Here is an 11,495-nt window from a genome sequence, read left to right on the forward strand (position 1 = left end):
TCGGACAACAACCGGGCCACCTGGTGCCCCAACGACAACAGGTCAGAGACTCTTACGAGTCTCTGACCTGTTGTAACACTGTCGGGCTGACAGGATTTGAACCTGCGACCCCCTGACCCCCAGTCAGGTGCGCTACCAAGCTGCGCTACAGCCCGAACCGCCCTCCAGGACCCGTTACCGGGCCGAAGAACGCTCCGCTAGCTTAGCGCACTCCGGGCCGTGCTCGTGCACGGCCCGGAGTGCGCCGGGCCTCAGCGGGCGAGGGCGATGTTGACCAGCTTCGGGGCCCGCACCACGACCTTGGCGATGGTGGCCTCACCGACCGCCTTCTTCACCGCGTCGGACTCCAGGCTCAGGGTGCGCAGGTCGTCCTCGGTGATGCCGGCAGGCACCTGCAGGCGGTCACGGACCTTGCCGTTGACCTGGATGATGCAGGTGACCTGGTCGGCCACGGTCAGCGACTTGTCGACCTTCGGCCAGCTGGTGGTGGCCACCGAGGGCTCGTGGCCGAGCTTGACCCAGCTGTCGTCGGCGGTGAACGGGGCGAAACAGGACAACGCGATGACCAGGCCTTCCACACCTTCGCGGACGGCCGGGTCGGCTGCCCCCAAGCCGCCGTCAACGGCCTGCTGAAGCAGCGTCGTCAGCTCCATCAGGCGGGCGATGACGACGTTCTGCCGTCCGCCCTCCATCTTCTGCGTGATCTCGTCGAGCAGGACGTGCACGCGGCGGCGCAGGGCCTGGTCGCCGGTGGCCGGGTCGGCGCCCAGGCTCTCGGCGGGGACCAGGGAGGCCAGGCGGCGCACCCGGTTGAGCCACTTCACCGAGCCGGCCGGGGAGACCGCGGCCCAGTCGATGTCGTCCTCCGGGGGGCCGGCGAAGATCATCGTGACCCGGACGGCGTCCGGGCCGTACTGGGCGATCTGCTCCTGGAGGTTGACGATGTTGCCCAGGCTCTTGCTCATCGCCTTGCCCTCCATGATCACCTGACCCTGGTTGGTCAGGCGCCGGAAGGGCTCGACGAAGTGCAGCAGGCCGGCGTCGTGCAGGGCCTTGGTCATGAAGCGCGCGTACAGCAGGTGCAGGTTCGCGTGCTCCTTGCCGCCGATGTAGTGGTCGACCGGCAGCCAGCGCTTGACGCCCTCGGGGTCGAACGGCCCCTCGGTGTAGTCCGGGTTGGGGAAACGCAGGAAGTACCAGGACGAGTCGACGAACGTGTCCATCGTGTCGGTGTCGCGCCGGGCGGGCTTGCCGCACTTCGGGCACTCGACGTTGACCCACTCGGTGGCGGTGCCCAGCGGCGACTGGTTGTCGTCGGGCTTCAGCGAGAAGCCGCTTTCCGGCAGGCGGACCGGCAGTTGGTCGACGGGAACGCCGACCTCGCCGCAGTCTTCGCAGTGGATGATCGGGATCGGCGTGCCCCAGTAGCGCTGACGCGACAGCAGCCAGTCGCGCAGGCGGTAGGTGATCGCGCCCTGGCCGACGCCCTGCTTCTCCAGCTGGGCGATGATCGCGGGCAGCGCCTCGCCGGAGTTCAGGCCGTCGAACTCGCCCGAGTTGACCATGGTGCCGCGCGCGGCGGTGGCCACGCCGGTCTCGGCCGGGTCGGCCTCACCGGTGTCGACGACCGTCTTGACCGGCAGGTTCATCGCCTTGGCGAAGTCCAGGTCGCGCTGGTCGTGCGCGGGCACGGCCATCAGCGCGCCGGTGCCGTAGTCGGCCAGCACGTAGTCGGACGCGTAGATCGGGATCTGCTCGCCGTTGACCGGGTTGATCGCGTAGCTGCCCAGGAACACACCGGTCTTGGCGCGGTCGGAGGCCAGCCGCTCGACCTCGGAGGTGCCGCCCAGCTGGGCGATGTACTCCTGAAGCGGCGCGCGGTGCTCGTCGGTGACCAGTTCCAGGGCCAGCGGCGCATCGGCGGCGACCACGAAGAACGTTGCGCCGTAAAGGGTGTCGGGGCGGGTGGTGAACACCCGCACCGGCTCTTCCCGGCCGACGATCCTGAAGTCGACGTGCGCACCCGAGGAACGGCCGATCCAGTTGCGCTGCATGGCCAGGATGTCTTCGGGCCACTGGCCCTGCAGCTGGTCCATGTCGTCGAGCAGGCGCTGCGCGTAGTCGGTGATCCGGAAGAACCACTGGGTCAGGTTGCGGCGCTCGACCACGCTGCCGCAACGCTCGCACTTGCCCTGGATGACCTGCTCGTTGGCCAGCACCGTGTGGTCTTTCGGGCACCAGTTGACCGGGGAGGCCTTGCGGTAGGCCAGCCCCTGGTCGAACAGCTTCAGGAAGATCCACTGGTTCCAGCGGTAGTACTCCGGGTCGGACGTGTGCAGCCGGGTGCGCCAGTCGAACGAGACGCCCAGCCGCTTGAACGACGCCGCCTGCACCGCGATGTTGTCGTACGTCCAGGTCCGCGGGTGCAGGTCACGCTTGATCGCCGCGTTCTCGGCGGGCAGGCCGAAACTGTCCCAGCCGATCGGGTTCAGCGTGTTGAGCCCGCGCAGCCGGTCGAACCGGGCGATGACGTCGCTGATCGAGTACACCTCGGCGTGACCCATGTGGAGGTCGCCGGAGGGGTAGGGGTACATGCTGACGATGTACGAGCGCTTGCGGTCGTCACCGGCCGTGGCGTCCTGGTCGGTAAGGCCGTCGGCCTGGAAGGTGCGCTGCTCGTCCCACACCTTGACCCACTGGTCCAGGTCGATCTGGTCGACGGTGTCCCGCCGCTCGTCATGCTCGCTCATCATGTCCAACATCTACGCGAAACCGGGAGGTTGACCTTCCAAGACTAGTGGACCAGCCGCAGCAGCCCGTTCGCCTGTGGATATCCGCTCCCAGGAAACGTCCAGAGAACTTCCGGACCGGCCACAGACCCTCCACAGCCGGCGCATAGCTGCCGTTGATGAGGTGAGGACAGTTCAGCAACCAGCCATCCTTGGAGCCGATGTGAGCAGCGACCAGCAGATCCCCGATCCGGTCACGGACAACGCCGCCTATGTACGGGCCGTCCATGACAAAGGCCTGGGATTCGACCTGCGCACCATGTCGCGCCGCAAGATGCTCGGCGGGCTGGGGGCGGTGTTCCTGCTCGGCGCCTGCGGCAGCAACTCCGACGAGACCTCGACCGCCGGCAGCACCACCAGCACCGGCGTCACCGAGATCGAGTCCGAGACCAACGGCCCCTACCCCGCCGACGGCACGAACGGCATCGATGTACGCACGGAGTCGGGCATCGTCCGTAGCGACATCACCTCTTCGTTCGGAGATTCCACGACCACTGCTGAGGGCGTGCCGCTGACCATCGAGTTCACCGTCACGGACCTCACCGGCGCTCCCCTGTCGGGGGCCGCGGTGTACGTATGGCACTGCGACCGCGCGGGGCTTTACTCGTTGTACTCCGAGGGCATCACCGAGGAGAACTACCTCCGCGGCATCCAGGAGACCGACGCCAACGGTGTCGTGAGCTTCACCAGCATCTTCCCGGCCTGCTACACCGGTCGCTGGCCACACATCCACTTCGAGGTCTACTCGTCGCTGGAAGACGCGACCAGTGGCGAGGGCACCATCCGTAAGACGTCGCAGATGGCTTTGCCTGAAGAAGTCAACGCGGTGGTCTACGCCACCGACGGGTACAGCGCGAGTGTGTCCAACATGAGCCAGGTGACCCTGGAGGACGACAACGTCTTCGGGGACGACGACGCGGCGACGGAGCTGGGCACCGTCACCGGAAGCGTTTCCAAGGGGTACGTGGCCAAGCTGACCGCCGCAATCGATCCCGAGGGCACCGACGCCCAGGCGTCCGGGGGTGGTCAGGGTGGTGGAACGCCGCCCAGCGGTGGGCCGGGCGAAGGAGGCACGCCGCCGAGCGGGGCGCCTTCCGGCGGGATGGGCACGCCGCCCAGCGGTGCGCCGCAGCCGACGGCGAGTGCCAGTAGCTGAAAACCCAACCCCAACAACTAAGGACGTTTGTGGGCCTCGAGGCTCACAAACGTCCTTAGGTGGTTGGTCTGGTTCTACTGCTGGTTCTACTGCTTGCGGGAACGCTTCTCGCGGGGACGCACCGAGACCTCGATCGGTGTGCCCTCGAAGCCGAACTCCTCACGTAGGCGGCGCTCGATGAACCGGCGGTAGCCGGCCTCGAAGTAGCCGCTGGTGAACAGCACGAAGCGGGGCGGCTTGGTGGAGACCTGCGAGCCGTAGAGGATGCGCGGCTGCTTACCCCCGCGCACCGGGTGCGGGTGGCTCTGCATGATCTGAGCCAGCAGCGAGTTCAGCTTGCCGGTGGGCACCCGGGTGTCCCACGACTCCAGCGCCGTGTCGAGCGCCGGGGTGAGACGGTTGACGTGCCACTTGGTCGAGGCCGAGACGTTGATCCGGGGCGCCCACTGCACCTGCACGAGGTCGGTCTCGAACTCGCGCTCGAGGAACTTGCGGCGCTCCTCGTCCATCAGGTCCCACTTGTTGTACGCGATCACCATCGCGCGGCCGGACTCCTGGACCATCGAGATGATCCGCTGGTCCTGCTCCGACAGCGGCTCGCTGGAGTCCAGCAGGACGACCGCGACCTCGGCCTTCTCCAGGGCGGCGTGGGTGCGCAACGAGGCGTAGAAGTCGGCGCCGCGGGTGAGGTGCACGCGGCGGCGGATGCCCGCGGTGTCGACGAACTGCCACTTGCGGCCGTTGATGTCGATGACCTCGTCGACCGGGTCGCGGGTGGTGCCCGCGGTGGAGTCGACGACCACCCGGTCTTCTCCGGCGAGAGCGTTGAGCAGACTGGACTTTCCGACGTTGGGCCGGCCCAGCAGGGCGACCCGGCGCAGCCCGGAGGCGCGCTCCTCGCCGATCGCGGAGACCTCGGGCAGCGCAGCCAGCACGGCGTCGAGCAGGTCACCGCTGCCCCGGCCGTGCAGTGCGGAAACCGGGTAGGGCTGGCCCAGGCCGAGCGACCACAGCGCTGCGGCCTCGAGCTCGCCGCGGGTGTCGTCGACCTTGTTGGCCGCCAGGATCACCGGCTTCTTGGTGCGGCGCAGCAGCTTCACCACGGCCTCGTCGGTGGCGGTGGCCCCGACCTGACCGTCGACCACGAACAGCACGGCGTCGGCCAGCTCGATCGCGACCTCGGCCTGCTCGGCGACGCGGGCGGCCAGACCCCGGGCGTCGCGCTCCCAGCCACCGGTGTCGACCACGACGAAACGCCGCCCGGCCCACTCGGTCTCGTAACGCACCCGGTCGCGGGTGACGCCGGGGACGTCCTCGACGACCGCCTCACGACGGCCGAGCACACGGTTGACCAGGGTGGACTTACCCACGTTGGGGCGCCCGACGATGGCCAGCACGGGCAGCGGGCCGGAGCCGGACTGCTCGTCGAAGTCCTGGCCCTCGGCGTCGAGCAGCCGCAGGTCGGACTCGGACAGGTCGTAGTCGGCCAGACCGGCGCGCAGCGCGTGGTCCAGGCCCGGGGTCTCGGGTTCCTCAGCTCCGTAGCCCGCCGCCACGTCGTGGACGACGGTGTCTTCGGAACGGTCTTGCTCGCCTTGCTTGGACATCAGGAAACGGCACCAGCCCTGGCAGTTCGGTCGCTGTCGTCGAGGTCGGCCACCGAGCCGGAGCCGGTGACGGTGCGGGTGATCGCGGCCAGCACGGCGTCGACGGTCTGCTCGAAGTCGAGCGCCGAGGAGTCCAGGTGCAGCACGCCGTCCGCGGCGACCTCGAAGTTGGAAACGGTGGAGTCGTCGGAGTCGCGCCGCACGATCTGGTCGCGGGTGGCCTCGACGGACGCGGCGTCGGCCGAGCCGTGCAGCTCCTTGGCCCGCCGGGCCAGGCGCGCGGCCTCGCTGGCGGTGAGCAGGATCCGCACGTCGGCGTCGGGGGCGACGACGGTGGTGATGTCGCGGCCCTCGGCCACGACCCCCTCGTGCACGCCCTTGGCGGCGGAGGTGATGAGCTCGCGCTGACGCCGCAGCATCTCCGCGCGCACATCGAGGTTGGTGGCCACCTTGGAGACCACGGTGGAGATCCGGGTCTCGCGGATGGCCGCGTTCACGTCGGTCCCGCCGACCCACGCCCCGGGGGCGGACGGGTCGGTCACCATGGTCAGGTCGAGGTCGCGCACGTGCTGCGCGACCGCCGGGGCGTCGGCCAGGTCGATACCGGCCTCCAGCACCGACCAGGTGGCGGCCCGGTACATCGCACCGGTGTCCAGGTACTCCAGACCCAGCCGGCGGGCGACCTCGCGGGAGACGCTGGACTTGCCGGACCCGGAGGGGCCGTCGACGGCGATCACCAGCGGGCGCGCTTCGGTCAGGCCTTCGTTCCGGTCGGACTGCGCGGACACGGTGATACCTCCGGGGGTTGGGTGGCTTGTCGGCTGTGGGCGCCGGTCGTGAACAACGCCCTACAGGTACGTGACCTTCCTAGGTTAGTCGAGTCACGGGCCACATCCGACATCCAGCAACCGCGGCCACCCTTACGGACTGTCCGGCTACTCCAGGTAAGGACGGGTGTGGGCGCCTCAGGCGACGACGTGCCAGCCCCGGGCGGTGAGGGCCTTCTCCAGTTCCGTGCGCACGGTGGGCAGGACCGCCACGCTGCCCAGGCCGACCCGCGCCCCCGGAGCGTGCTCCAGGTTGAACTCCTCGACGTTGATCCCGGCCTCGCCGATGTCGTCGAAGAGCCGGGCCAGCTGCCCCGGCTGGTCCGGGACCAGAGCGGTGACCACGGCGTAGCGGGTCTGCGGCTGCCCGTGCTTGCCGGGGATCCGCTCACGGCCCTCCCGGCCGTTGTGGATGATCTGGGCGACCGCGGCCCGCGCGCCGACCGCCTCGCCCTCGCTGAGGGCGTCGAGGGCGGTGATCAGGCCGTCGAGGTCTTTCTGCAGATCTTTGAGGACGTCGGCCACCTGCGGTGCGTTGGCCGACAGGATCTGCGCCCACAGCACCGGGTCGCTGTCGGCGATCCGCGTGACGTCGCGCAACCCCTGACCGGCCAGCCCCACTGCCGGGTCGCCCGCCTTGACCAGGCGGGCGGCGACCAGGCTGGCCGCCAGCTGGGGCACGTGCGAGATCAGGGCGACGGCCTCGTCGTGCTCGGCCGCGGGCATGAACACCGGGGTCGCTCCCAGGGCGATGGCCAGCATGCGCACCAGTTCGGTGCCGGGGTGCTGCGCGCGGTCCTCGACCCCGCTGGGCGGGCAGACCACCCACGGGCGGCCGAGGAACAGGTCGGCCCGCGCTGCGGTGGGCCCGGAACGTTCCCGGCCCGCCATCGGGTGCCCACCGATGTAGCGATCGGCGCCACCGACGTCTTCCATCGACGCCGCGATGCCGCCCTTCACGCTCGCCACATCGGTGACGACCGCCTCCGGGTGCGCCGCCAGTTCGGCCGCGACCACCTCGGCGGTCACGTCCGGCGGCGCCCCGACGACGACCAGCTGCACCGGTTCGTCGCCCGGATCCGGCCGGCCGGCCCCCACGTCGCGGGCCAGGGCGAGCGCGGTGGGGGACGGATCGTGCAGCAGCACCCGCACCCCCATGCTGCGCAGGCCCAGCCCGATACTGGTGCCGAGCAGGCCGGTGCCGACCACGCGGACGGTGCCCAGCTCGGCCGCGGCCGCCGGATCCAGGCTCATCAGCCCAGCGGGATCGGCGGGACGCCGGTCCGCAGCCGCTCGGTGCCGTGCAGGTAGACGTTGCGGATCTGGTCGGCGGCGAGATCGGTCTCGACGTGCGCGACCAGCCGGACCAGCATCGGCATGGCCCCTTCCACGTGCATCTCCTGCACACAGATCAGCGCCGGGTCGTTCAGGCCCAGCTGACGTGCCGCGAGCGCGGGGGCCACGCTCTTCACGTCCTGGGTGGCGGTGAAGACGATGCTGATGATCGAGTCCTGGTCGAGCTGGTTGCCGACCATCACCTCGGACACCATCTCACGGGTGCGCTCCAGCACATGGTCCCGCTCGTCGGTGTCGATCTGCGTCGCCCCCCGGACAGCCCGGACAGCCACATTTCCTCCTTGAGATCTGTTTCACGAGAAGCGTTGCGCCCCCGGCGGTCTGCTAGAGATCGACAGCCTCGAACAGCTGACTGAGCTCCTCGCCGTGGATGGCCCGGGTGCGGCCGGAGCGCAGGCCCCCCATCTGGACCGGACCGATCTGGGTCCGGCAGAGCTGGAGGACCGGGTAGCCCACCTCGGCGAGCATGCGTCGCACGATGTGGTTACGCCCCTCGTGAAGGGTGATCTCGAGGAGTGCCTTACCGGGACGGGAGTCGACCATGCGGAAGGAGTCGGCCTTGACCGGCCCGTCCTCCAGCTCGATCCCGCTCCGGAGCTTCTTGCCGATGTCCTTGGCGACCGGGCCGGCCACCTCGGCCAGGTAGGTCTTGGGGACCTCGTGGCTGGGGTGGGTGAGCCGGTGGGCCAGGTCACCGTCGTTGGTGAGGATGAGCAGGCCCTCGGTGGCCGTGTCGAGCCGGCCGACGTGGAAGAGCCGCTCGTCGTGGGCGTTGGGCCGCTGGGAGAGGATGTCGCCGACGCAGGGCCGGCCCTCCGGGTCGCTCATCGTGGTGACCACGCCCGGCGGCTTGTTCAGCGCCAGGTAGATCAGCGACTGGTCGAGCTGCAGGCGCACGCCGTCGACGTGGACGACCGACTTCTTCGGGTCGATCCGCACGCCGAGCTCGCGCACGGTGGCGCCGTCGACCTGGACGCGGCCGGCCGCGATCAGGTCCTCGCTGGCCCGGCGGGAGGCGACCCCGGCCTGGGCCAGGACCTTCTGCAGGCGCACGCCGTCGGGGTCGTGCACGTCGACCGCCGGCTCCTGGGGAGCGCGGGACATCGGCTTGGAGCCCATCGGGGCGCCGCTGCGGTCGCGGCCGCCGCGCGCGGTGGTGCGGGCGCCGGGGACCTTGGGCTGCTGGCCGCGATGGGCGGATTTACGGGGCTTGGGGGGAGTCATGAAACACCTGCCGGGAAGTCGTCGAGGGCGTCGATCTCGGGGAGGAACGGCGCCAGGGAAGGCAGCTCGTCCAGCGAGGTCAGGCCCAGTTTCTGCAAGAAGGTCCGGGTGGTCACGTACAGGGTGGCGCCGGTCTCCGGGTCGTTGCCGGCGTCCTCCACGAGCCCGCGGGTGACCAGGGTGCGCATCACCGCGTCCACGTTCACCCCACGGACGGCGGAGACCCGCGCCCGGCTCACCGGCTGGCGGTAGGCCACGATCGCGAGGGTCTCCAGGGCGGCCTGGCTGAGCTTGGAGGTCTGCCCGTCGAGGACGAAGCGCTCCAGGACCGGTGAGAATTCCGGACGGCTGTAGATGCGCCAGCCCCCGGCCACCCGCCGCAGCTCGAAGCCGCGGGCATCGTTGTCGTACTCGGCCACCAGCCCCGCCAGGAGTTCGGTGACGTGCTCGACGGTGAGGTCCAGGGCGGCGGCCAGCTGAACCTCTTCCACCGGGTTCTCGACCACCATGAGGACGGCCTCGAGCGCAGCCCGGGCCCCGCCGGGCAGGTCCTCCAGATCGGGGACCTCGCTCTCCCCCGGCTGTTCCTCGTCGTTCACCGCTCCATCATGCCCTGTCCAGCGCCCGGGCCTGACATCACCGCAGGGCGCGCAGGTCCTCCTCGGTGACGAAGTTGCTCGGGTCGGGCCCCTCGGTGGGTTCTTCCGGCGGGGCCTCGACGCCCTCGAACTCGTCCACCTCGATCGTGTCCAGGTCGGCGCCGGTCCAGCGCACGGTGAGCTCGCCCAGGGGCGAGACCTGGTCGAAGGCCACGGCGGCCTCGCGGAACAGTTCGAGCAGGGCCAGGAAGCGGGCGATCACCACGAGCTTGCCCTCCGCGTCGCTGACCAGCTGGCGGAAGCTAGCGGTCTGGGCCCGGCGCAGACGCTCCACGATCAGGGCGGCCTGCTCGCGCACGCTGACCGCGGGGTTGTGCAGGTGGTCGAGCCTGACTTTGGGCGGTTCCTTGGGGGTGAGCGCCTTGGCCGCGATCTCGGCGAACTGCAGCGGGGTCAGGCCGAGCACCAGTTCGGGCAGGAGCTTGGTCAGGTGCTCCTCGATCGGCACGTCCCGAGGACTGCGCCGGGTCTCGGCCTCGATCTTGGTGGAGAGGGTCTTGGCCACGTCCTTGAACGCGCGGTACTGCAGCAGCCGGGCGAACAGCAGGTCGCGGGCCTCCAGCAGGGCCAGGTCCTCGTCGTCCTCGACCTCGGCGGCGGGCAGCAGCCGGGCCGCCTTCAGGTCCAGCAGGGTGGCCGCGACCAGCAGGAACTCGCTGACCTCGCCGAGGTCCCAGGCCGGGCCCAGGGCCTTGACGTAGGCCAGGAAGTCGTCTGTGACCTGGGCGATGGCGATCTCGGTGACGTCCAGCTTGTGCTTCGAGATCAGGCCCAGGAGCAGGTCGAACGGGCCGTCGAAGTTGTCGAGGTGCACCTCGAAGCCGGTGGAACGGCCGGGCAGCACCCCACCCGGCACGACATCGGCGTGCTCACCGACGTCTTCAGTTCTGTTCTGGCCGTTCTCGTTCTGGCCGTTCTCGTTCTCCCGGTTCTCCGGGCGTTCGCGCAGGTCGATCGCCACGCTGCCGTCGGCCGCGGTCAGATCGATCGTGGCTCCGACGGGCGCTTCCTGCGCGGTGGAACTCTCCTGGTCGGTCAACGTGGATGCAGCTGTCGGACTCAGGCGGCGTCGCCGCGCGCGATCAGCTCACGCGCGAGGAGGCGGTAGGCGTAGGCGCCGGCGTGCGAGGACGCGTAGGTGGTGATCGGCTCGGCGGCCACCGAGGCGTCCGGGAACTTCACGGTGCGGCCGATGACGGTGTGGAAGACCCGCTCGCCGAACGCCTCGACCACCCGGGCCACCACCTCGCGGCTGTGCAGGGTGCGCGGGTCGTACATGGTGGCCAGGATGCCGTCGACCTCCAGGCCGGGGTTCAGCCGGTCCTTCACCTTCTCGATCGTCTCGACCAGCAGCGCCACACCGCGCAGCGCGAAGAACTCGCACTCCAGCGGGATCACCACGCCGTGCGCGGCGGTGAGCGCGTTGATCGTGAGCAGACCCAGCGAGGGCTGGCAGTCGATCAGGACCACGTCGTAGTCGTCGAGCACCGGGCGCAGGGCCCGGCTCAGCACCGTCTCCCGGGCCACCTCGCTGACCAGCTGCACCTCGGCCGCGGACAGGTCGATGTTGGCGGGCAGCAGGTCGAGGTTCTCGATCGCGGTGGGCCGGACCACCTCCTCGATCGGGGTGGCGCGGTCCATCAGCACGTTGTAGACGGTGCTGTCCAGCTCGTGCGGGTTGATGCCGAGCCCCACCGACAGCGCACCCTGCGGGTCGAAGTCGACCAGCAGGACCTTGCGACCGTACTCCGCCAGCGCCGCGCCCAGGTTGATCGTCGAGGTGGTCTTGCCGACGCCGCCCTTCTGGTTGCACATGGCGATGATCCGCGCCGGGCCGTGCGCGCTGAGCGGCACCGGTTCGGGGAACGACGGCATGG

At 69.8% G+C, this 11,495-nt stretch carries 10 protein-coding genes and 1 tRNA gene; 1 reads left to right on the plus strand and 10 read right to left on the minus strand.

Annotation, left to right across the window (positions count from 1 at the left end; all coding sequences use genetic code 11):
• Positions 1-81: 81 nt before the first annotated feature.
• Positions 82-155: transfer RNA gene (locus LWF15_RS28115), tRNA-Pro, on the minus strand.
• Positions 156-251: 96 nt separating this feature from the next.
• Positions 252-2,750, minus strand: coding sequence for a leucine--tRNA ligase (gene leuS / locus LWF15_RS28120; protein ID WP_232813967.1), 2,499 nt, complete (start codon positions 2,748-2,750; stop codon positions 252-254).
• A 202-nt stretch (positions 2,751-2,952) separates the two neighbouring features.
• Between leuS and LWF15_RS28125 the strand changes: the two genes are divergently transcribed.
• Positions 2,953-3,945 (plus strand): intradiol ring-cleavage dioxygenase, encoded by a 993-nt coding sequence (locus LWF15_RS28125; RefSeq protein WP_232813968.1) that lies wholly within the window; start codon positions 2,953-2,955, stop codon positions 3,943-3,945.
• 86 nt (positions 3,946-4,031) lie between these two features.
• Here LWF15_RS28125 and der read toward each other — a convergent pair whose 3' ends face one another.
• From der to LWF15_RS28165, 8 genes are all read right to left on the minus strand, one after another.
• A complete protein-coding gene (der, locus tag LWF15_RS28130) occupies positions 4,032-5,552 on the minus strand; it encodes a ribosome biogenesis GTPase Der (RefSeq protein WP_232813969.1) in 1,521 nt (506 codons plus the stop codon).
• On the minus strand, positions 5,552-6,340 hold the full coding sequence (gene cmk, locus LWF15_RS28135; RefSeq protein ID WP_232813970.1) for a (d)CMP kinase: 789 nt from the start codon (positions 6,338-6,340) through the stop codon (positions 5,552-5,554). Before cmk ends, der begins: the two co-directional genes overlap by 1 nt.
• 177 nt (positions 6,341-6,517) lie before the next feature.
• Positions 6,518-7,633 carry a prephenate dehydrogenase gene (locus LWF15_RS28140; protein ID WP_232813971.1) on the minus strand — a complete coding sequence of 372 codons (1,116 nt, stop codon included), beginning with the start codon at positions 7,631-7,633 and terminating at the stop codon, positions 6,518-6,520.
• Positions 7,633-8,007 carry a chorismate mutase gene (aroH, locus tag LWF15_RS28145; protein ID WP_232813972.1) on the minus strand — a complete coding sequence of 125 codons (375 nt, stop codon included), beginning with the start codon at positions 8,005-8,007 and terminating at the stop codon, positions 7,633-7,635. Before aroH ends, LWF15_RS28140 begins: the two co-directional genes overlap by 1 nt.
• A 52-nt stretch (positions 8,008-8,059) precedes the next feature.
• The gene (locus LWF15_RS28150; RefSeq protein ID WP_232813973.1) at positions 8,060-8,959 is read right to left on the minus strand and encodes a pseudouridine synthase; all 900 of its coding nucleotides are present in this window, start codon (positions 8,957-8,959) and stop codon (positions 8,060-8,062) included.
• Positions 8,956-9,558 (minus strand): SMC-Scp complex subunit ScpB, encoded by a 603-nt coding sequence (scpB, locus tag LWF15_RS28155; protein WP_232813974.1) that lies wholly within the window; start codon positions 9,556-9,558, stop codon positions 8,956-8,958. Before scpB ends, LWF15_RS28150 begins: the two co-directional genes overlap by 4 nt.
• A gap of 37 nt (positions 9,559-9,595) precedes the next feature.
• Positions 9,596-10,474, minus strand: a complete 879-nt coding sequence (locus LWF15_RS28160; protein ID WP_352396716.1) for a segregation and condensation protein A — start codon at positions 10,472-10,474, stop codon at positions 9,596-9,598.
• A 203-nt stretch (positions 10,475-10,677) separates the two neighbouring features.
• Positions 10,678-11,493 (minus strand): ParA family protein, encoded by an 816-nt coding sequence (locus LWF15_RS28165; protein ID WP_232813994.1) that lies wholly within the window; start codon positions 11,491-11,493, stop codon positions 10,678-10,680.
• Positions 11,494-11,495: the final 2 nt, after the last annotated feature.

This window comes from Kineosporia rhizophila (assembly GCF_021277265.1).
GTDB classification, from domain to species: Bacteria; Actinomycetota; Actinomycetes; order Actinomycetales; family Kineosporiaceae; genus Kineosporia; species Kineosporia rhizophila.